General features: G+C 46.8%; 15 protein-coding genes and 1 tRNA gene. 8 read left to right on the top strand and 8 right to left on the bottom strand.

Translation table 11 applies throughout. The features are described from left to right. Positions 1-314: 314 nt before the first annotated feature. Positions 315-384: transfer RNA gene (locus JGK39_RS24390), tRNA-OTHER, on the top strand. A 387-nt stretch (positions 385-771) separates the two neighbouring features. Here JGK39_RS24390 and JGK39_RS24385 read toward each other — a convergent pair. The 4 genes from JGK39_RS24385 to JGK39_RS24370 form a co-directional block, all read right to left on the bottom strand. Further along, positions 772-1,428, bottom strand: a complete 657-nt coding sequence (locus tag JGK39_RS24385; protein ID WP_293258897.1) for a hypothetical protein — start codon at positions 1,426-1,428, stop codon at positions 772-774. A 33-nt stretch (positions 1,429-1,461) separates the two neighbouring features. Further along, the gene (locus tag JGK39_RS24380) at positions 1,462-1,656 is read right to left on the bottom strand and encodes a hypothetical protein (protein ID WP_293178421.1); all 195 of its coding nucleotides are present in this window, start codon (positions 1,654-1,656) and stop codon (positions 1,462-1,464) included. 50 nt (positions 1,657-1,706) lie between these two features. Next, positions 1,707-2,672: a BadF/BadG/BcrA/BcrD ATPase family protein gene (locus JGK39_RS24375; RefSeq protein ID WP_293258895.1), complete on the bottom strand. Its 966-nt coding sequence runs from the start codon at positions 2,670-2,672 to the stop codon at positions 1,707-1,709. A gap of 76 nt (positions 2,673-2,748) precedes the next feature. Beyond that, a complete protein-coding gene (locus JGK39_RS24370) occupies positions 2,749-3,105 on the bottom strand; it encodes a zinc ribbon domain-containing protein (RefSeq protein WP_293258901.1) in 357 nt (118 codons plus the stop codon). Between the two features lie 217 nt (positions 3,106-3,322). Here JGK39_RS24370 and JGK39_RS24365 point away from each other — a divergent pair, with 217 nt between their 5' ends. Then, complete coding sequence (locus JGK39_RS24365) at positions 3,323-3,649, top strand: phasin family protein (RefSeq protein WP_006634797.1); 327 nt, start codon at positions 3,323-3,325, stop codon at positions 3,647-3,649. Positions 3,650-3,902: 253 nt separating this feature from the next. Beyond that, positions 3,903-4,499, top strand: a complete 597-nt coding sequence (locus JGK39_RS24360) for an FKBP-type peptidyl-prolyl cis-trans isomerase (RefSeq protein ID WP_293297674.1) — start codon at positions 3,903-3,905, stop codon at positions 4,497-4,499. 191 nt (positions 4,500-4,690) lie between these two features. Here the strand turns inward: JGK39_RS24360 and JGK39_RS24355 are convergent, their stop codons facing one another. Next, a complete protein-coding gene (locus JGK39_RS24355; protein ID WP_293258893.1) occupies positions 4,691-8,794 on the bottom strand; it encodes a replicative DNA helicase in 4,104 nt (1,367 codons plus the stop codon). Positions 8,795-9,004: 210 nt separating this feature from the next. Beyond that, a complete protein-coding gene (rplI, locus tag JGK39_RS24350) occupies positions 9,005-9,463 on the bottom strand; it encodes a 50S ribosomal protein L9 (protein WP_293258891.1) in 459 nt (152 codons plus the stop codon). A 411-nt stretch (positions 9,464-9,874) separates the two neighbouring features. On the opposite strand from rplI, the gene JGK39_RS24345 reads away from it, so the two are divergent. After that, positions 9,875-11,185, top strand: a complete 1,311-nt coding sequence (locus JGK39_RS24345; protein ID WP_293258899.1) for an IS4 family transposase — start codon at positions 9,875-9,877, stop codon at positions 11,183-11,185. Positions 11,186-11,353: 168 nt separating this feature from the next. Here the strand turns inward: JGK39_RS24345 and JGK39_RS24340 are convergent, their stop codons facing one another. Both JGK39_RS24340 and gloB read right to left on the bottom strand, forming a co-directional pair. After that, entirely contained in the window at positions 11,354-16,438 is a 5,085-nt protein-coding gene (locus tag JGK39_RS24340; RefSeq protein WP_293297671.1) for a PAS domain-containing protein, read from the bottom strand. Between the two features lie 291 nt (positions 16,439-16,729). Next, the gene (gene gloB, locus JGK39_RS24335) at positions 16,730-17,503 is read right to left on the bottom strand and encodes a hydroxyacylglutathione hydrolase (RefSeq protein WP_293258887.1); all 774 of its coding nucleotides are present in this window, start codon (positions 17,501-17,503) and stop codon (positions 16,730-16,732) included. Positions 17,504-17,727: 224 nt separating this feature from the next. Between gloB and JGK39_RS24330 the strand changes: the two genes are divergently transcribed. The 4 genes from JGK39_RS24330 (at position 17,728) to JGK39_RS24315 (ending at position 21,030) form a co-directional block, all read left to right on the top strand. Continuing rightward, the gene (locus JGK39_RS24330) at positions 17,728-17,931 is read left to right on the top strand and encodes a hypothetical protein (RefSeq protein WP_293258885.1); all 204 of its coding nucleotides are present in this window, start codon (positions 17,728-17,730) and stop codon (positions 17,929-17,931) included. A gap of 271 nt (positions 17,932-18,202) precedes the next feature. Then, entirely contained in the window at positions 18,203-19,204 is a 1,002-nt protein-coding gene (gene galE / locus JGK39_RS24325; RefSeq protein WP_293258883.1) for a UDP-glucose 4-epimerase GalE, read from the top strand. A 78-nt stretch (positions 19,205-19,282) separates the two neighbouring features. Next, positions 19,283-20,203 (top strand): alpha-1,2-fucosyltransferase, encoded by a 921-nt coding sequence (locus tag JGK39_RS24320; RefSeq protein WP_293258881.1) that lies wholly within the window; start codon positions 19,283-19,285, stop codon positions 20,201-20,203. A 173-nt stretch (positions 20,204-20,376) separates the two neighbouring features. Continuing rightward, positions 20,377-21,030 carry a hypothetical protein gene (locus JGK39_RS24315; RefSeq protein WP_293258879.1) on the top strand — a complete coding sequence of 218 codons (654 nt, stop codon included), beginning with the start codon at positions 20,377-20,379 and terminating at the stop codon, positions 21,028-21,030. Positions 21,031-21,236: the final 206 nt, after the last annotated feature.

Genomic DNA, 21,236 nt, shown 5'->3' with positions numbered 1-21,236 from the left:
GCACACTCGAACGTTCCAACGCCAAGCTCAAACTATGCTTTATTCGGCTGATGCTCAAGCGACTAGCCGCCTAAAAAGATCTCAAATGGGTTCTATACCACGGGCGAGATGATTGAACAGGGTAGAGCCTCGTTCCGGCGGATGTGGGAACTCAGGGGGGGGCTAAGCATGGTTGGCGCTGATGGACAGCGATACTGGAAAATGCGATGCCTAGACTATTCCTTGCCACTGAAGCATTGCGGGTGTACCTGGTTCTACGGGTATTGAAGCAGTTACAGTCTATAATAGTCTTAGCCGTTTACAGAAATGGCAATCCCATGGTAGCTCAAGTGGCAGAGCTTTTAAAATGACGGTTGGCTGGCGGTTCAAGTCCGCCCCATGGGAATGAGGATTATGTTAATTGTGTTCTAGCAAGTAGCTCCCTACTTTAGCTCCCTACTTTAGGATAAGTATCTAGCCCGCCCTAGCCCGGCGGGTTTTTTATTATGTAGACAGTGTAGACAATGTAGACAGTACCTTATTACCAAGCTCTAGAATATTGCTAGATGGACACTGGAGGTAGGTAAACGAGTCACAGTAAGGGCTAGAAAGCGCCTAAAATGGCTGCTTTGCTAGAGTCGTGATAGAAATCAGGTTGGGAAGGGCTGGAAGTATTGAGGAATATAAGGCTGTTCAAAACCTTAACATGTATGCCTGGCCAATTATCGGGAGACCACAAGGCGGGCGATCGACAATGTTTTGCTGCAAATACTTAATCGGAAGATTCTAATATTACCGCAGCACGATGTCCGATCGCAATCTGACTGATAAATCTTCTTCCGGGCGAATCACGATCACGTCAACACTGCGCCGCCCCAACAATACTCCCGCTAATGCGCCGATGCCAGCGCCTCCCAATACTTCTTCAGTGGCAATTGCCTTGTCCCCGGTAATGCCTGCTAGGGCTGCTGCTGCTGCTGCGCCTAATGCTGCACCTTGCGCTACTGAACCTGTGCCGGCACCTTTTTGAACTCTTTCGGTTCTGGTAATAACTCCGGAATAGCCATCAATCCGATAGCGTTGGCGGCGGCTGACAATTAACTCTCTGGCAACAAATTGAGTACCCCTTTGATTGCCCCTTCTAACCGGTCGCAATTCCCCGACAATTTGGCTGCCTGCGGGGATTAATACTCTTCCTCGATCTGTGCGGATGTCTCGCGATACGGTTAAAGTTAAAGGTGCAGTTTCATCGCGGGTAACAACAATTTTTTCTTTTTCGTAGCTAACTGGAATTACACTGCCAGACGGAATTCGGATGCTATCATATTGTGAAATTCGTTGTTGAGCTTCTGCGGGAGTAGCTACCACCAGAGGCGCGCTGGTTGCAACTGTAATGCCTACTGCGAGGATTGCTGCTGTTGCTGAGCGCCATTTGTGAGAAGTAATCATATAATTTGTCTCCTTGGTTTTGTTTTGTTTTACTTAGGAATGTACTACTGCTAAATCTGTTTCGCGTTTCGGATTCATTTGATGTTTTAATGATGGCAGGTAGAGATTCTGCAAGTTGGGAAGATAAGGTAGATAATCAAGAATTTTTAATTTTGGCAAAATCTCGAAAATTGGCAAGGCTGGGGCGATCGGGAAGATAAGGAAGATAAAGGAGAGATTGGGATTCATCGTCCTTTTAGCAGTTAAGCTGAAATCCTAGCAGGAAGCGCCGGACGAGCTTAATTCTTGAGAGCGTTTAATGCTAACAACGCTGCACCGAAAGCTGGTTCGGATCGGGGCAAAATTACCTTAGCATTCGGGGCGATCGCACTTATCGCACTTTCAAACCTACCCCGGAAATTAGCTTCTGAACCCCACACACCTCCGATCGTCACAATTTCAAATTCCTCTGTGGGGCTAAACAGCGCTGAAATAGCTGTTTCGGTGGAAAATGTTAATTCTGCCACAGCACGACTAATAATGCCGTCAGCGACGCGATCGCCCTCTGCTGCTGCTCGATCGACAATCGGCGCTAAAGCTGCAATTTCTGTCACTCCCCAACCGCGCCGGTAAACGACTTCTACCAATTCTTCCAGGTTATTTAGACCTAAATGCTGTTGAAATTTTTGGGCCAGCACGGTAAACTCCGAGCGTCCGTCATAGAACTTCAAAGCAGCTTGCAAACCGGCAACAGCGATGTCATATCCGCTACCTTCATCGCCTAAAATATATCCCCAACCGCCGACTCGTTTAGTTTTCCCTTGACGGTTTTGCCCGAAAACGATCGAACCAGTTCCAGCAATAACGGCGATACCGACTGGATTGCCGATACCGCCGACAAGTGCGATCGCGCAGTCGCTGCAAATTAGGATATTCCTCGGTAAGAGCGATCGGGTTACTGGTAAAGTCTTCGCCAACTGCAAGTTCTGCACTACAAATTGCACTATTTCAATATCTTTGGGACGCGCCACGCCTGCTAGTCCCAGACAAATTGCTTCTATGTTGAGATTGCTATTTGGCTGGATTTTAGCGGACAGAACTGCTCGTTCGATCGCCAATTCAATCGATTGTTTTGCTGTCTCGATTCCCACGGTTTGATAATTTGACGGCCCAGCTTCCCCGCGTCCCAAAACAACTCTGTTTTCGTCCATTAAGATGCAGATAGTTTTAGTTCCGCCGCCGTCGATGCCGAATACGTAACTCATGGATAATTTAGAGAATGAACCGCATAGCAAGCCCGACCGACGCAGATATCTCTATTCTACGCTTGATATAATTAGATTAAATGGACAGGGCAATGCTGATAATAATTAAACCAAATAAAGCCAGCCAAATGATATTTCGCTGACACCAATTTTTGATAGATTGCGGCACACCACCGCTGATGTAACGGCTCGTCTGCGGCACCAGCGGCTCAGATCGATCGTGATAAAGCGTGCATTCTTTGGCGAAGGGACGCTGCGGGTAGTTGCAGGTGTCGTCTTCGTGGTAAATACAGGTAGCGCACAGAAATTCTGCGGATGTCGATCGATAAAGCGGGATACCCGGATGACCGAAAGCTTTGAGAGGGGTTTTGCAGTGCGCGCAGGCGATCGCTCGGGAGTCTACAGGTTGGTGACAGCGGGGACACTCAGGCATTGGATAGCAGGGTGGTGGGGTAATTTTGTCGGCAGGCTTTGAATGCGGGTTTTCCGAACGCCCATTGGCGGGTTAGACTCGCCAGCAGGCTGCTAGATGCTCCAAAATAGAAAGGTAGGTCAGTGCTGATGTAACTAAAATTGTACAAAGAGTTTCGCAGCGACCGCAGGCGACCTGAGCCGATCGGGTATTTTGGGGCAAACAGTAGGAAAAATCTATGGATAACAATAGCAACTTACTCAAACAACTGGTAATGCTGGGCATTGGTACTACCTCCTTGGTGGCGGAAAAATTGCAGGAAGCCAGCGAGCAATGGGTCAAAGATGGCAAAATCAATCCCGAGCAAGCCAAAACCTTTGTCGATGACATGACTGAGCACCTCAAGTCCGAACAGGGCAATTGGGATACGCAGTTGCAGCGCCAACTCCGCAATATCCTGCAAGATATGGGCGTTCCCCGACAGTCGGAAATGGATGAGTTGCGCGGCAGGCTCGATCGTCTCGAACGTCAGATGCGGGATTTGGAAAACCGCAACTGGCGCTAAGTGCGATCGGGCACTTGCTGCTATTTTGTGATAAAATTGTCACCCGAACGCAGAAGGCTCGATCGGGCACTTATGTAGAAAGCAGAAGGTAGAATTACAAACATTCTGACTTCATACTTTCTTTTGCCTTTAAAATTCACTGGCACCCGCCATCTTTTGGCGAAAAAGTTCAGATAAAATTTTGTAGTTCTTGTTGTACAAGATATCTTAGATATCTGAGAGACCGCCGTTAAAAGTATCAGGAGGATTAATTTTGCAAGGAATTCTGGTCAGCTTGGGGGTAATGCTAGTTTGCTTTGTGTTTTTGATAGTCGCTCAAATGAGCGGTTATGTACCTACAGCAGTTGCCTCCGAAGTGAATAATCCTTTAACCGATGCTGCGCTTGAGATACTCTCAGCGAAGTCTTTCACTGAAGATAGTTTGCTAGTAGCTGATGCTAATGTACCAAAAGAACCAGCTACTATCGCTGGCAATAACATGACTGGTAATACTGAAAAAACTGAGACAACTGTCACCACAAATTCAGGTCTGAAATATGTTGAATTGAAAGAAGGTGATGGGGCGACTCCAAAAACCGGCCAGACGGTTGTAGTGCACTATACTGGCACTTTGGAGGATGGCACGAAATTTGATAGTTCGCGCGATCGCAATTCTCCGTTTCAGTTCAAAATTGGTGTCGGTCAAGTAATTAAGGGTTGGGATGAAGGCGTCGGTACAATGAAAGTTGGAGAACGCCGCAAGTTGATTATTCCTCCAGACCTCGGTTACGGTGCTCGCGGTGCGGGCGGGGTGATTCCTCCTAATGCTACGCTGATTTTTGATGTGGAATTATTGAAAATCGCTGGCTAGGTAGCTTAACTTAACTAAGCGTAAAACTTTGACGGTGTGGAGAAACCCGGTTTTTTTAAGAAACCGGGTTTCTGTGTAAATCCTGGTTGATTTAAGTAAATTGACCTAATTAAACGTAAAATATCGATCGCGCTCAAGCTTGCTGTGTGTTCCTTCTTCCTTCTTCCTTCTTCCTTCTTCCTTCTTCCTTCTTAAGAGCGCTTCGGAGATGCGAGATTGCGGAAGGAGGTATATTGAGCGTCAAATAATAGTTTGATGATTCCTGTGGGGCCGTTTCTGTGTTTGGTGATGATTACTTCGGCAATTCCGCGATCGGGCGAATCAGGGTTATAGTATTCATCACGGTAAAGCATAATTACTAAGTCGGCGTCTTGCTCGATCGAATTATGGGCATATAAACCTTGTGTGGCAAAGCTTTCAAGATTTTCGACTGTTATATCGTAAACCATTTCTTCACCACAAAAATCAATTTTCTTCACCTTATCCCAATAGATATCGCTAACAGCTAGCTTGCATATCTCTTCGGCATCCAAAATATTCCCTAACTGATGTGTGCGTTCTCGACCAATATCACATTTGTAATCCGTTGTGGCTGAATAACGCATACCCAAGCAATCTTGCATCTGTTTGATGGTTAAACCAAGGCGTTTTTGGGCAAGATTGACTTGAGTTCGCCAAAGTTCATTCGGAATTAAATCCCGATTTGTCTTCCCACATTCAGAATTATTGAGATATACTTTCACATCTTCTAAACTGGATTTTTTATAATTACCAACTGCACCGATTACATTCGCAAATATTTCTATATCTGACTTTCCTCCCAACCAAACTTGATATTGTGTACGCCCTTTTCCACCTTGAGAAACAACTCTGACAGCCGCATTGATGTTCAGTCTAAGCAACAGAGAACGGACTCCTCTGGCTAACTTCTCGCTACTAGAGGCATAATAAATAGCTGGATAAAGACATTTCTTCCCTTTAGCCGGTTTGATACAACCATCAGTTGCCCATAGGTGTCGAAGGAAAAGAGCGATCGATTCTTGGGGTTGGGTAAATACTAAACTGGGAATAAATTTTTCATGGGAACGTAAACCAAAGACTTCTAATTGTTCTAGCCATTTAGTAATCGGATTTTTAATATTGGGAGCGAGATGATAACTAGCAGGGAGATAAACTTGATACCAATCACGTTCGCGTTTGATACGGGAATTAATTTCATCACCAAATACTTCTGTAGCCAAATGTGCAACTAATTCAGCTAAATCTAATTCTCGCGTCGTGTACTGAATACTATGTCGGGGTAAAGTACAACCATCACCAATTAAATGTCCTAGTAAAGCTAATTCAGCATTACCCATCGTCTGCACTTCAGTACAAGGAATAGATCGAGGTATAGCAATCCGATCGCCTATTTTTAATTCATCTAAACGCTTCCAACCATCTGATGCAAAGAACTTATGATTGCCTGTTGCTTTAATTGAATTTCCCAAGCTAGTTGTCATCTCCCAGACTGGCTTTACCCCTGTACAAAAAGCATTAGTCACTATCGCTTTTTCCTGTTTCAGGGTATGTGAATTTAATCCCCAAACAGCAAAGCCAGATTTACCGACCAAATCGCGAATCGGGACTTCTAATCCACTATCAGCCATAGTAACTAAACTATCACCACTCAGACATCCACTTTCCCGTAAATCCGACATCATCGGCCGCTTATTTGTCCTGGCTTCCACACTTCGACTCAACTGAGACAAAGCAATAATCGGCACGTTGATCTCGCGGGCTAAACCTTTGAGACTTCTTGTAATTCGAGATAATTCTTGCACGCGGTTGTCGCTGCTACCTTCCATTAATTGCAGGTAATCTAGCAAGATTAATCCGAGAGATCCGCCTTGTTCTGCTTGGAGGCGGCGGACTTTGGAGCGAATCTCCATCACGGTAATATTAGGAGTATCATCAATAAACAGCGGTAGTTCTGATAAGTTACCAATGGCTGTACTGATGGGTTCCCATTCATTTTGACTGATTCTGCCCGATCGCAACCTATTACTTTCTATTTTGGCTTCACTGGACAGAATGCGCTGCACTAGCTGTTCTTTGGACATTTCCAAGCTAAAAACGGCAACCGGCAGTTTCTGCTGTCCAGCGGCGATGTGGTGCGCGATGTTGGTACAAAAGGCCGTATTGTGAACGCAGATATCATTAGCCACAAAATTGTGTGTCTCCGGGATAGTTAAGTCATAGACTTGCTTGTTTCCCATCGGTTCGATCGAAACTATTTCATCCCAGTAAACCTCGCTATCTGCCAGTTGTTTCAGCCACGAATTATTTAAAGCAGTTGCTAAAACCAAAAGTCTTTGCCTGGACAGCGCACGTTGACCAACGTGAATATTGGAATAACCTTTGATGCCTGCGCGTTTTGCTAAGGATGCCCAAGATTCGTTGCCTTTGGCTAATGCTATGTATTCCCAAACCTCGACAGGAATTAAATCACGGTTATTGTGAGATATTTTGTTTTCTAGTGCTTTTTTAACTTTAAATAATGCTTCTTCTTTGCCAAAAATGCCAATCTCTGATATAAATATTTTGATAGATATAGCATCAGTAATATCGATTTGCCAAGCTGGTCTGCGAGTATTTTTGTATTTGACAGAGCGCTTTTTGAGGGCAGCAATGATACCAAATCTCAGCAGTAGATGCTGTACGTGTCTAGCTAGTCCTTCGCTGACAGAACAGTAGCCTAGTTGAGATTGACCGCTGGTAAGTAGGGTAGCCCAGCCGTCAGTGGAAAAGAGGCGGTTGAGGAAAAGGGCAACTTGCGATCGCTCTAATTTAAAAACTATATCTGGTACTGTTTTCTGGTGAGCATTTTTCCCCATCAGACCTAATTCTTCTAACCAGAATCTCAGCGGGTTTTGATGCAAGGTATTAATAGCCTCCAGTCCCGGGCTGGCTAGTTTTTTGGGAGCGACATCTAAAGTTTCACAGATGCGACTAAATAATTTTTGCTTTGGGAATGCCAATCCTAGCACCCAATCCGAGGCTAAATCGGGTGAAACCTTCAATATTTTAGCAAATTCTTTAACATACAAATGTTGTTCTTTAAGGACTTTTTGCAAATTCAGACCAAAGAAAGATATTTTGTCTTTGTAACTGTCTCGATCGCCCATGACGTAATATTCTGGTGCGCGTCTCCCTTGATCGTTGTATCGCAGCCTAAGACCTCCGAAGCTAGTAGCAGCCTTAGCAAAGTCTTCTAGTATAGCAGTATTTCCATTGGTGAAGTGCGGCGCGCTGCGTGTCAAACACCCATCGCCAATTAGATAAGCCAATAACTTAACTTCACAGTCACGAATGGTTTCTTTACCAAAAACATCCATCCTGCGGGGTACAGCAATTTTATCGCCTGCTTGTATCTCCGCCAACTGCCGCCATCCCTTAATCGTTAAAAATGGATGTGTAATTGTAGTTTCTATAAAGCGTCCGAGTCTTGTTGTGACGCGGAATACAGGCTTAATTCCATCATCTATAAAAGCTGATGGTTTAGTTAGATGAAACTTCCAATCTTTTCCTAAAGTTAGTAATTCAGCTTGACGTTTTTGATAGATTTCTTCAATGGTAGCAAGGCTTCCATCGCTTTGAAGCGTTATGGTAGAGCTTGCTTGGCATTTTCCCATTGCCGGCCTGGCAGCAACGATGATTAAATCCGATCGCTGAAAGCCACCTGTCATGGCATCTAAATCATAAAAACCGCACGGAATACCGGGAAGCGTGAGGCCTTCATTGCGATTTTCTAAGTCTTGAAATGTTTGGTTTAGGGTTTCGCCGATCGATACTAAATCTTGTTGCGGGCGGTCTTGAGTGATGCCGAAAACTTCTTGTTCGGCACGGTCTAAGACTGTTTCTAGTGGCGCTGATGTCTCGTAACCTAATTGTACTATGTTGTTGCCCGCTTCGATCAATCGGCGCCGCTGATATTTGTCTTCGACTAAAGCTGCATATTGGTCGATGTTGACTGCTGAAACTGTGCGATCGACTAATTGTGCTAATTTAGTTAATCCTCCGACTTGTTCTAACTGGTTGCGATCCGTCAGCCAAGTCGTTACGGTCATTAAATCCGTCGGTTGACCTTGCAAAAATAGCCCTAATGCCGATCGATAAATGACTTGATGAGCGCTGATGGCAAAAAATTCGGGACGCAAAAGCTCAGCAATTCGGGAAATAGCTTCGGGGTCAATTAAAATCCCGCCCAAAATTGCTTCCTCTGCCTCTATATTTGTCGGCATCAAATCGCTCATTAGTTATTGAAAATGGGGAATGGGGAATGGGGAATTGGTTATGAGTTATGAGTTATGAGTTATGGGTTATGGGTTATGAGTTATGAGTTATGGGTTATGGGTTATTGGTTATTATAAAAACAAATGACAATGCCCAATGCCCAATGACCTGTTTGGCCTTCTTCCCAATGCCCAATTCCCAATTCCCAATGCCCAATTCCCAATTCCCAATTACATCGGGACAACTTGAATATCAACTTCGGCGGTAACTTCTGCGTGCAGTTTGATTTCAGCTTTGTATGTACCAATGCCGCGAATTTCGGGTAGGGTGATGCCACGCCGATCGACTTCTTGACTGGTAGAGTTGAAAATCAGCTCTGCTACTTCTTGGTTGGTGACAGTACCAAAAATCGCGTCTCCTTCGCCGACTTGCTTGGAAATGATGAAAGGCCCGGCTGCTTCCAGGGCGGTTTTGCGGACTTCTGCTTGCTGCTTGAGCTCTAGCTGGCGCAGTCTTTCTTCTTCTCTGCGGCGGGCTGCTTGCTTGAGAATGCCTGGAGTGGCTTTAAATCCCATTCCTTGGGGTACTAGGTAGTTGCGGGCGTAGCCTGGGGCTACTTCTACTACGTCGCCAGCTTTGCCGAGTTTGCTGACATCTTTGTTTAAAACTAATTGGACGCGCTTGGCCATGATCTTTGCTTCTGGGTTTTAACTCGAACTGTTTATAATAGCGAAGTTTGAGGGGCGATCGCAAGAGCGAAGGAAGTTCGGCAACGGATTTTGTAGCGGATTTAACGGATTTAACCCTCCGAAAGTGTCAACAACCAGGTTAAACGTAGTTTCAGTCTGCTGTCTGACGATTAGGGCCTCGATCGCCCAGGCGCCCCCCTTCTTAAGGGGGGAACCGTCCATTTCTCTTGCGTCAACCCCTACTCCCCTTGGGAAGCTGCTGTGTACACACAAGTTGCTCTAAACTAGAGTAAAAGCGCTGAAAGCATTATCAGATATGAATAGCCCCATTTTAATCCATGCCGCTAACCTCCCACAAACCGCCTTTGGAGACCCTCGGCTGGTAAAAAGGGGGCTTCACTTTACGAGGCAATCAGCCAGCATCACTCGATAAATATTCGCCGAATTAGCCGTAATCGGGCTGAGCAGGTGGGATATTACCGCTTCATAGAGAATGAGAATGTGACGATATCCGAACTTGTTCGTAGTCTGTCAGACCATTGCCAACAGCAAGTAAATGGCCGTCATGTCAAGGCCATCAACGACAGCAGTGAGATTAACTTGCAAGCCCATGCTGGACGATTGAAATCTAAGTCGTTAGGTGTTGTCGGGAACAATCAAGATGTGGGCTTTTTCCTTCATCCAACACTGATATTGGATGCACAGTCCGGCTTTCCTCTGGGATTGAGTCACGTTCAACTCTGGACTCGGGAAGCTGACCATAAGACAAAAAAGGAGCGAAACTACCAGAAATTACCCATTGAAGACAAGGAATCTTTTAAATGGATTGACTCTGCTGAAAGTTCTGGTCGGTGTCTCGAAGGCGGCGGTGCTAAGTTAGTGACGCATATTGGAGACCGTGAAAGCGATATCTATGAAGCATGGGCTAGAATTCCTGATGGCTATAACCATCTACTGGTCAGGGTTCGTCAGGATCGTCGATTGCATCATCAATCTGATTCTTTGTATTCATTTTTGGGTCAGCAAGAGGTTCAGGGCACCTATTCTGTCAAAGTTCTAGCGGACGCAAGAATCAACCGGACAGCCCGCAGCGCATGGTTAGCCGTTCGTTTTACACCCGTTCAAATTCAAAGACCGGATAACCTGAGTGCAGAGGACTATCCAGACTATGTGGGACTATGGGCCGTTGAAGCCAGAGAAGTCAGTCCGCCGACGGGTCAAAAACCGATTCTCTGGCGACTGCTGACGACCCATCCCGTCGAGTCTATTGAACAAGCTTTACAAGTTGTCTTGTGGTACCGCTGGCGGTGGTGGATTGAACAACTATTTGCCGCACTTAAACGCGATGGTTTAGATATTGAATCGACCCAACTAGAATCCATAGAAGCCATTCAACGATTGACGATTCTGGGGCTAGGGGTGGCGCTAAGGACGCTTCAATTGGTGGAGGGCCGGGATAAACCAGACCTCGAAGCAACTTTGGCATTCACCAAGGAGCAGCAATCATTCCTGGAGCAATTGGAGCCAAAGCTAGAAGGCAGGACTAAAAAGTTGCAAAACCCTCACCCTAAACGCTCCTTACCCTGGGCAACTTGGTTGATTGCTAGATTGGGAGGATGGTCTGGCTATCAATCAGGGCGTCCCCCCGGAATTGCTACTCTGGTACAGGGTTTGAGGAAATTTGAGTCCATCTTTTGGGGATGGCAACTAGCTCAACCCTGACTTGTGTGTACACAGCAGCCTTGGGAAGGGGGACTTTTAGACTCTTTCTCCCCCCTTGGGAAGGGGGGCCGGGGGGGATCTCAGAGGCAAGAAAACACGCCCTAATGCTTACTACGAACCCGATCGAGAAGGACTGAAGTCCGAACGGTCGAACCTATGAGGGGTGTTTTACGCTCTGCCGATCGCCCGCGCTACAGTCGTAACTAACAGAGTCGGATCGATCGGCTTCGATAAGTGCTTGTCAAATCCGGCTTGCAAAACTTGGCGCTCGTTCGCTTCTCCAGCATAGGCCGTTAGGGCGATCGCCACCAGCCCCCCATACTCTGGCGCCAGTTGAGTGCGGATGTGACGTATCAGCATATACCCGTCCATCTCGGGCATTCCGATGTCGCTGACGAGCAAATCCGGTGCAGTTTGGGCGATCGATCGCAGCACCTCAGCAGCAGATGACACCGAAATCAGCTCCGCACCCGCTTCCTCTAGCACGAAAGCGACAAAATCGCGCGAGTCCGGCTCATCATCTACCACCAAAATTCTCAATCCTGCCAGCGGTAAAGATGAAATACCGGCACTCTCAGATGAATGACGTTCTTCCTCCTCCTGCTTTCTAGAATCATCATTTAATAGCGGCAACCTCACCGTAAACGTCGCTCCTTGACCTTCTCCGGGGCTTTCTGCAAACACCCTTCCGCCGTGAAGTTCGATCAGTTGGCGGACGATCGCCAATCCCAATCCCAAGCCGCCAAATTTGCGAGTTGTAGCGCCGTCTTCTTGTCGGAAATGCTCGAAAACATAGGGCAAGAAATCGGGAACAATACCTTTCCCCGTGTCTGAAACTTGAATTTGAACTTCCCGTGCGATTTGCGATAATCTAACTTCAACTCGACCGCCTTCTGGCGTGAATTTCACCGCGTTCGATAACAAATTCCACACAATTTGCTGCAAGCGACCTGTATCGCCGAGAACAAGTTCGACATCGGGATTTAAGATTGTTTCGATTTGAATCTTTTTAGCTTCTGCTGCTAATTGCACGGTGTCCAAAGCAGACAATATAATTGTTGCGACATTCACCGGAGCAACATTCAATCGGAGTTTTCCTTGCAGAATCCGAGACACGTCGAGCAAGTCTTCGATTAATTGAGATTGCAGTCTGGCGTTGCGCTCGATCGTCTCGTAGGCCTGGGCGGTTTTAGCCGCGCTCAGCTTGCCGCCGCGCAGCAGTTGCGACCACCCTAAAATTGGATTTAAGGGCGATCGCAACTCGTGAGAAAGCACCGCCAAAAACTCGTCTTTAATCCGGTTAGCCCGCTCGGCTTCCGCGCGCGCCGTTTGTTCCAATTGCAGAACCATATCGCGCTCGGTTTCCACTTGTTTGCGCTCTGTAATGTCCATCGCAGAACCGATAAAACCCTCAAATTGTCCGCTTTCGGTAAATCTGGGAACAGCCGCATCCAGCGCCCAATAATATCGGTTATCCGCGCCCCCCAGGCGAAATTCTGTGCTGTAAGGTTCCTGGCTTTCGTGGGCCATCAAAAATGCCTTCAAGGCGTATTCTCTGTCTTCTGGATGCACTGCGTTTATCCAACCAAATCCCAAAGCTGTTTCCTCAGTTTGACCTGTGAATTTATACCAGTTGTCGCTCGCGAAAGTGCGGTAGGCTGTGGAATCTGTTACCCAGACCATAAATGGAGCGTTGTTAGCCATATTGCGGAATCGCGCTTCGCTCTCAAGCAGCGCTGCTTCTGCTTGTTTGCGTTCTGTGATATCCCGACAGACAATTACTCCGCCTTTGATGGTGCTGCTAGTATCAACCACCGGATAACCGCTGATACTGACCCAGCGACCTTCGCAATCTTGGCGGCGGACAAATATCCCTACATCATTGACATATTCACCTTTGATTGCTCTGGTTAGAGGTAGTTCCTCTTCGGGGAAAAGGGTTTTTTGGTCGGCTAAAAATAGTCCGTAGGTGCTCGACCATTCCTCATGAGATTTTTCATTCGTTAGCTGACCGAACATCCCCACCGCGGCTCGGTTAAACAGCACAAATTCCCCTTGTGGGTTGGCGAGAATCAAACCGTCACCAATGCTGTCTATAATTACTTGCAATAACTTAGTTTGTTCTTGCAGCGCGACTTCGGCTCGCTTGCGATTTGTGATGTCGTTGGAAATGCCAATCAAGCCGATTACTTCTCCCGCTTCATTGCGGTAGGGAGCTTTCATTCCCAGAAATGTCCGAATTCCGTCGGGAGATTCTTCGACAACTTCTGTTTGACCGGATGCCATGATGCGCTGATCGTTGGCGCTGACGATCGCTCCCCTTTCTGCTACTGGGTATAAATCGCGATCGCGCCGCCCAATTACGACCGCAGCCGGTTTGCCGATCGCCTCAAGCGTAGCTGGATTTGCATAAATAATACATCCTGCTCGATCTTTGACAAAAATTGGCGTGGGCGCTGACTCGTTAATCACGTTCAAAATAGCATTCTTTTGCCGCAGTTCTTCTTCTGTACGTTTGCGATCGCTAATATCGCTCCAATAAGCCGTAAGTCCTTCGGCGGCTGGATAGGCGCTGAGTTCTACATATATTTGAAGCGACGGCGAAAACTCTTCAAACTTGACAGAAACTTGCTCGTTAACCACTCGATGAAATTCTTGATACAGCGTCGAATTGGATTCTACCTCGGCGGGGAATAGCTCCCAGATCGATCGACCTAGCAAGTCGTTTCTCGATCGAGAAAGCAGTTTTTCAGCAGCGGCATTAACGTAGGTGTAGCGCCACTGCGAATCGATCGCAATAAAGGCATCGGTAATACTTTCTAAAATATTGCTAACTTGCTGGGAGGCAGCAGAGAGCGCCTGTTCAGCGTTTTTGCGCTCGGTGATTACTTCGGAAAAAATCATGATCCCGCCAATCTCGCCGCTGTTGGTTCGCCAAGGGTGAATTTCCCAGCGCACCCAGTCGATCGACCCATCAGCGCGGGGAAACGGATCTTCTGGGCACATTTCGACTGCTCCCGCCAGACAGCGCTGGTGGATTTGTTTCCAACGATCGGGTACATCGGGAAAGATGTCGTAGTGCGATCGGCCTACAATGTTTCGATCGCCCAGTCCGTAACTTGTCAGCCAGCGATCGCTCGCCAGCATATACCGCATCTCGCGGTCAAACATCGCTACCCCCGCAGGCGAGTGTTTGACGAACAAGCGCAGTTGCGTTTCCTGTTGCCGCAGGCGATTTTCTGCCTGTTTGCGATCGCTGATTTCTTTGAAAAGCAAGGCGACTTTGCGGCTGTGCGGCTCAGGAGTGCGGAACGCCGAAACCTCAAACCAGCGGTTCATGGCTTCCGAGCCGTGTTCAAAGCGCAATGGTTCCCCCGTCAGCGCAACTTTGCCGTACATCTCAAACCAAAAATTTTCGAGTTCTGGAACGAGTTCTCGCGCTGTTTTACCCGCAGCTTGTACGAGTCCGGTTTGTTTCTCGAAGGCGGGATTGACTTCCAAAAAGCGGTAGTCGATCGGCTTGTCGTTGTCGTCAAACAGCATTTCGATGACGCAAAAACCTTCGTCTAGGGACTCAAACAAAGTGCGGTAGCGTTCCTGGGAGCGGCGCAAAGCAGCAACAGCTTGTTTGCGATCGGTAATATCCACAAAGGCCGCCACACAGCCGCGAACAGCGCCCTCCCCGTCAAATAACGGCATCGCATTCATCAACCAATCAAACGCCACTCCGTCCGATCGCACCACTTGAAATTCCGCATCTCGCACGGGGGCGCCCGAAGCCGCAGCCCGCTGCATTGGGAGCTCTGCTGGCCCGATTTCCTGGCCGTTGCTAAATAGTCTGAACGGAAGCAGTGCAGCTTCGTCTCCGCTTGCAGAAACATTGGCATCCGGCGGCACTGTTAGCATCGACTGAGCAAACTTGTTAGTGCGAATTACATGACACTGCGCGTCGCGGGCGATCGCAATCCCGACGGGTACAGCATCGAGGATTAATTGCAGTTCATTAACTCTGCGCTCTAGTTCCTCGTTGAGCCGTTGAATTTCTTTTTCGGCAGCTTTGCGATGGGTAATTTCGTGCACCGTCACATTCACGCCCAGCACGCGATCGTCCTCGGATGTCAGCGGATAAAGACTCAACAGCCAAGTGCGTTCTACTCCCGGCTGCGCTGAGTTTGTCCCCCCAACTTCGAGCTGTTCGAGGGGAACTTTAGTTGCAATAACTTGTCGGTAAAGCGGCTCTAAATCATCGGCTTGTTCTGGTAAGATTTCGCGCAATGTTTTGCCGATGTGGGCGGCGGCGGTCACTCCGTTAATTTCTGCGAGGCGCGAGTTGATGCGGACAAATCGCAAGTCAGTATCGATAAAGCAAAGTCCGATCGGCGCGCTAGCATAAATTGCCTCAATTTCTCCCCGTTGTTGCTGCGCCATTTGCGCTTGTTCGATCGCAGCAGCCCGAGCCGCTTTGGAGTCGGTGACATCTTGAAAATAAACAGCAATTCCCGAGGCGATCGGATAAGCTCGTACCGCATACCAAGCATTGAGTGGCTGATAAAAAGATTCAAAACTAACTGTAACTTGCTCTCGGTTGCAGCGCAGGTATTCCTGCTCGAACAAACTCCCCGCAGATTCGGGAAACTCTTCCCAAACGCTGTTCCCGATCAAATCTTTTGAGGTTCGATTCAGCCACCGCGCCGCTTGAGAATTAACGTAGGTAAACCGCCAGTTTCTATCCAAAGCAAAAAAGCCGTCGGAAATACTTTCGAGGGTGTCTGAGAGTTGTTGGGCGGGCGCGTGATTGACGAATTGTGACCCTGGTCGATCGATTGCGGTGAAGGTGGTAATTACTGCGTAGGGAGTCGATCGATCTCCCTGAAATAAAGGTTGAGAATTCAGTTTCAACCAAATCAATTCTCCCTGCGGCTGATAAAAACCCATGATGACATTTGAACAGGGTTGTCCGGTTTGCAGCGCCACCATCGCCGGATGCGTCTCGCCGGGAAAATCCGATCCATCTTCGCGCACAGTCTGCCACGGACAGTTTATGGAAGTGTTGCTCTGCATCTGTTCTGCTGTGATTCCCAACAGTTTCTCGGCGCAAGAATTGCACGCCTGAATGCCGCCGTCTGCCAATTGCAGAACCATCCCTACATCTGTTGCGAGCAAAGCCTCGCCCTGGTAGAGTGCTGTGTTAGAATCCTCTGAAACAGAGGCGTCAATTTTCGGTTCTGGTTCAGTATTGCCTACATTTTTCATCTTCTGACAACGGTCGTTTTACTTTTGGTCAAGCCGAGCGCGCTCATCTATATATAAGGAAATAATTCCGAGGAACTTTTGATTTAACCAGGGTAACAATTCAATCTAATACCAATTTAATGGGTCGTTGCACATATCTCGAGCCCCCTCGCATCCCCCTTAAGAAAGGGGACGAAAGAGAAGACTCTTGTTCCCCCCTTAAGAAGGGGGGCTAGGGGGGATCGGAGCTTAATTGTCAAACAGTAGGTCGATACTACGTTTTACATTAAGTTGACACGCTCTTGCTACTTGTCAAAACCGGTCTTTCATGCCGCGCAATCGAGCGAAGGTTTGGACTGGATCGATGCTGTTTGCCGCTGATTGGAGGTTAGGAAAATCCCAGCGCAAAAAGGGGTTTGTCTTTTTCTCAATGCCGATCGATGATGGTATGGTAGGTTGCGATCGGCTGCGCGCTTCTTTAACTGCGGCCAAGCGCTGCTGTAACTCAAGATTGTCGCCATCTACGCTAATGGCAAATTGCAAGTTTTTCAGCGTGTATTCGTGGGCGCACCAAACTCTGGTACTGTCGGGCAAGTTTCGCAATTGTTCGAGGGAAGCTACCATTTGGGCGGGAGTGCCTTCTTTGAGTCTGCCGCAGCCTCCAGCAAACAAAGTGTCCCCACAGAACAATTCGCCGGTTTCCCCTGCGTTGCTGGGCGGGAAATAGTAGGCTATGTGGGCTTTTGTGTGACCGGGTACGAAGAACATGGAAGCGGTTCTGCCGGCAAATTCTACGCGATCGCCCGCTTGCAAAAATACTTGCTGTCCGGGTATTCTGCCTCTGTCTTCGGCGCCGCCGTAAACTGTGATTTGGGGAAAGCGATCGATCAGTTCCAGGTTGCCGCCTACGTGATCGCGATCGTGGTGTGTATTAAAAATTGCTATTAACTCCGCTCCGAGCGATCGCACTTGCTGCAAGACTGGTTCTGCGACGGCTGGATCGACGACTGCTGCTGTATGGCGATCGCGATCGTGCAGCAAGAAAATGTAATTGTCGGACAATACCGGAATCCGATACACCTGCATATAAGACTGCCTCTGTTGGAAAATTAATATACAATTGGATTAGTTTGAACGCTCTTTGAAGGCAGAACGCAGAATTATAAAATCCGCGCATCTATCTTTGGGAGTAAAATTCTGATACCTTATTTCTGGGGTTCCACAAATTGAATTGCGGTCTGGTATCGCTCATTTTTGGGTCAACAACTGCAAGCAGCTTTAACTATTCTGACATAAATGCGATCGAATAAATGCGAACATCTCAAAACAAATCCAACTTAACAATTTCTCAAATGGTCGATCGGATTGTCGCGTCTGGCAAAATCTCTCGCCGGGAACACTTAGTTTTGACTTCTACTATCCTATCTGATGATAAAATTTCAGAGGAAGACCGATATCAAATCAATCGGATATTTGATTACATCCAAATTGGTCGCCTCAAGTTCATCGATTGAACTTTTCAGTTGACAGTTAAGGCCGATCCCCCTAACCCCCCTTTTGAAGGGGGGGACAAGAGAATTATCTCGCGTCCCCCTAAAAAATCGGGGGACAAGAGAATTATCTCGCGTCCCCCTTCTTAAGGGGAGTAGGGGTTGACTGTCGATCGGATTCTTGTCCCCCCCTTTTGAAGGGGGGTTAGGGGGGATCTCCGGGGAATAAACAAACTTAACCCAACCGTATAGCAATCTCACCGACAGTTACAGTTACAAAACAACCCAGAATAAAATGAGTACAGAAAAACCAACAATTTTGGTAACGGGCGGAGCAGGATATATTGGCTCTCACGCGGTATTAGCGCTGAAAAACGCCGGTTACGGTGTAGTGATTTTAGATAATTTAGTTTACGGACACCGAGATATAGTAGATCGGGCTTTGCAGGTAGAGCTCGTAGTTGGCGAGACGAGCGATCGCACTTTGCTCGACAACTTGTTCGCCACCCACAAAATTGATGCGGTAATGCACTTTTCTGCTTACGCTTACGTCGGCGAATCTGTTACCGACCCAGCTAAATATTACCGCAACAACGTCATCGGCACAATTACCCTTTTGGAAGCGATGATTGGTGCTGGCGTCAAGAAATTGGTGTTTTCTTCTACTTGCGCGACTTACGGCGTACCGCAGAAAATCCCGCTCACAGAAGACCACCCGCAAAATCCGATCAACCCCTACGGTGCTACTAAGTTAATGGTAGAACGGATTTTGTCGGATTTTGACGCTGCGTACAATTTTAAGTCTGTTTGTTTCCGCTATTTTAACGCGGCTGGGGCCGACCCGAACGGGTTGTTAGGAGAAGATCACAATCCCGAAACTCACCTGATTCCGCTGGTGTTGTTCGCTGCTTTGGGGAAACGAGATGCGATCGCAATTTTCGGCACGGATTACGATACTCCTGACGGTACTTGCATCCGCGATTACATTCACGTTAACGATTTGGCGTCGGCTCACATTTTGGGATTGGAATATTTGCTAAATGACGGCAAATCTGATTTCTTTAATTTGGGGAACGGCGGCGGATTTTCGGTGAAAGAGGTGATAGAAACGGCGCGCCAAGTGACGGGAAAAGAGATTAAGGCTGTGGAGTGCGATCGGCGTCCGGGAGACCCGCCTAGTTTAGTTGGTAGCAGCAAAAAGGCGATCGAAACCTTGGGATGGTCTCCAGAATATCCCGACATTAAGGATATTGTAACTCACGCTTGGCAGTGGCACCAAAAACGCCACAGCTCTTAGTCTGTAGGGTGCGCCACAAGCACCTTACTATTATGTAGGGTGCTTGTGGCGCACCCGATCTTAACAAAAAAGGCGAGTATGTTGATAATATCTGCTAAATCGGGACAACTCGGCAACCGACTGCTGCTGTTTGCCAACTTCATAGCTTGGGCGATCGAGCATAATTTGACCGTTCTCAATCCGGCTTTTGAGGAATATGCAGAATTTTTTTCAGGAACAGCGAGGAATTTTTTGTGTTGTTATCCTCCATATTTTACCGCAGCCGGTAACAAGTTTATCAGAAGTAAATATTATAAATTAATCAAGTATTTCAGCGATAACAAAGTATTAAAAACGCAAAAACTTACCCGAAAAAAACCTTTTAGTTGGACAAAATATCAGGATGCAGAACAAATCGATCGCAGTTCAATTATTTGTTTTCAAGGCTGGCTGTTTCGAGATGGCTGGTTTGTAGAAGATGTTCCCAAGTTACACAAGCACGCCGACAAGATTAGAGCCTACTTTGCGCCCTTAGAGCGATATACAATTAATGTAGAGCGTTTGATATTAAATGTCAAAAACAACTCGGATCTAATCGTCGGAATTCACATCCGTCAAGGCGATTATGCCCAGCATCAAAAGGGGAGATACTTTTACACAACTCAGCAATATATAGAAGTCATGAAATCTGCCGTAAAGCTATTTGAAGGACAAAATATCAATTTTTTGATTTGTTCTAATCTTCAACAAAATCCCAATATATTTAATGATTTTAACTGTGAATTTGGCAGCGGTCACTTAATTGAAGATTTGTATGCTTTGGCTGAGTGCGACTATATTGTCGGGCCGCCTAGCAGTTATACTATGTGGGCTTCTTTTTATGGAGATAAACCTCTTTACATGATTAGAAATGTCAATAAAATAATTAACCTGAAAGATTTTGTACATTTTTATGAATGGGAAGGAGTTTTTCACGAGCGAGAAGACTGGAGCGAGAGTTTTTGGGAGTGGACGCACTAATGAAACTAGAAAATAAGGGATTTATCACTATTTTAACCGGTCTTTACTCTTGCCAAGATTGCGTTCATTTTCTGGCCTCTGTCAGGAAGTTTCACCGGGAACCAATTATTATTTTAATCGATAGAGTCCCTCAATTTTTATATCCTTTACTTCTGGTATTTGGAAATGTCACATTGAAAAGAGCACCCTCTCACGAAAATCCTGTTTTAGCGTCGCGTCAAGCCAAGCTGGCTTTGTACGGGGAATCTCTGTTTGACAAGACTATTTATATGGATTGCGATATTTGTTTGCTGTCGCCAATAGATGAAGTTTTCGACTATCTTGACGGGGTGGATTTGTTGGTGACGGAAGACGTGCAGCCTGCGATCGCCAAAGCGGGCAATTTATTAAGAGTCAAGCAAGATATTCTGTCAACTTTGCAGTCTGTGGGATTGCCGCTAAACGAAAATAGCATTCAATACAACGGCGGATTTATCGCTTTTACGAAAAGTAGTAAAAATCAGCAATTGTTCGCAGAATTTAAGAAAAATTTCGAGATGGTAGTTGCCCATCAAAATGTGCTACTGTTGAAAGACCAGGGTGCTTTTGCGGCTGCTATTGAATCTGTGAAGCCGAAAATGACAACTTTGTCCCCTGTTTACAACTACTTGGATAAGTGGAAAGATGTTTATGCGATCGACAAACCGATCAAGGTCATGCACTGCACCTATCCCTACCGCCCGCAGTACGCAAAGAACGTCACGCGATCGCTCTTTACTCGAATAGTCGATCGCACCGCTAAAATATTTTTACCAAATCAAATTAACAATCCCTGGCGCTTAAAATAAACTTCAGTATTATACCAACCGCAGCCAAATTTGCGAAGATCGCACACACACACTGTCTCTTATCTCTCTGCGCCCTCTGCGCCCTCTGCGGTTAAAAATCACAAAAGATAAATAGGGCTTGCTGAAAAAGTCAGAAAACAGCATTTAGAAAGATGAGTGAATTTGAGCTGGCATCGGCAATATAAGTTTTGTCAATCTTGTGATGG

Source organism: Microcoleus sp. PH2017_12_PCY_D_A (assembly GCF_020738565.1).
Classification (GTDB): domain Bacteria; phylum Cyanobacteriota; class Cyanobacteriia; order Cyanobacteriales; family Microcoleaceae; genus Microcoleus.
The sequence above is the reverse complement of the archived record's forward strand: the minus strand, read 5'-3'. Positions and strand labels throughout refer to the sequence as shown.

Bases quoted from the DNA above. Each gene is read 5' to 3' on its own strand.
- JGK39_RS24385 (WP_293258897.1), bottom strand. From the start codon at position 1,428: ATGATTACTTCTCACAAATGGCGCTCAGCAACAGCAGCAATCCTCGCA.
- JGK39_RS24380 (WP_293178421.1), bottom strand. From the start codon at position 1,656: ATGAATCCCAATCTCTCCTTTATCTTCCTTATCTTCCCGATCGCCCCA.
- JGK39_RS24375 (WP_293258895.1), bottom strand. From the start codon at position 2,672: ATGAGTTACGTATTCGGCATCGACGGCGGCGGAACTAAAACTATCTGC.
- JGK39_RS24370 (WP_293258901.1), bottom strand. From the start codon at position 3,105: ATGCCTGAGTGTCCCCGCTGTCACCAACCTGTAGACTCCCGAGCGATC.
- JGK39_RS24365 (WP_006634797.1), top strand. From the start codon at position 3,323: ATGGATAACAATAGCAACTTACTCAAACAACTGGTAATGCTGGGCATT.
- JGK39_RS24355 (WP_293258893.1), bottom strand. From the start codon at position 8,794: ATGAGCGATTTGATGCCGACAAATATAGAGGCAGAGGAAGCAATTTTG.
- rplI (WP_293258891.1), bottom strand. From the start codon at position 9,463: ATGGCCAAGCGCGTCCAATTAGTTTTAAACAAAGATGTCAGCAAACTC.
- JGK39_RS24340 (WP_293297671.1), bottom strand. From the start codon at position 16,438: ATGAAAAATGTAGGCAATACTGAACCAGAACCGAAAATTGACGCCTCT.
- gloB (WP_293258887.1), bottom strand. From the start codon at position 17,503: ATGCAGGTGTATCGGATTCCGGTATTGTCCGACAATTACATTTTCTTG.
- JGK39_RS24330 (WP_293258885.1), top strand. From the start codon at position 17,728: ATGCGAACATCTCAAAACAAATCCAACTTAACAATTTCTCAAATGGTC.
- galE (WP_293258883.1), top strand. From the start codon at position 18,203: ATGAGTACAGAAAAACCAACAATTTTGGTAACGGGCGGAGCAGGATAT.
- JGK39_RS24320 (WP_293258881.1), top strand. From the start codon at position 19,283: ATGTTGATAATATCTGCTAAATCGGGACAACTCGGCAACCGACTGCTG.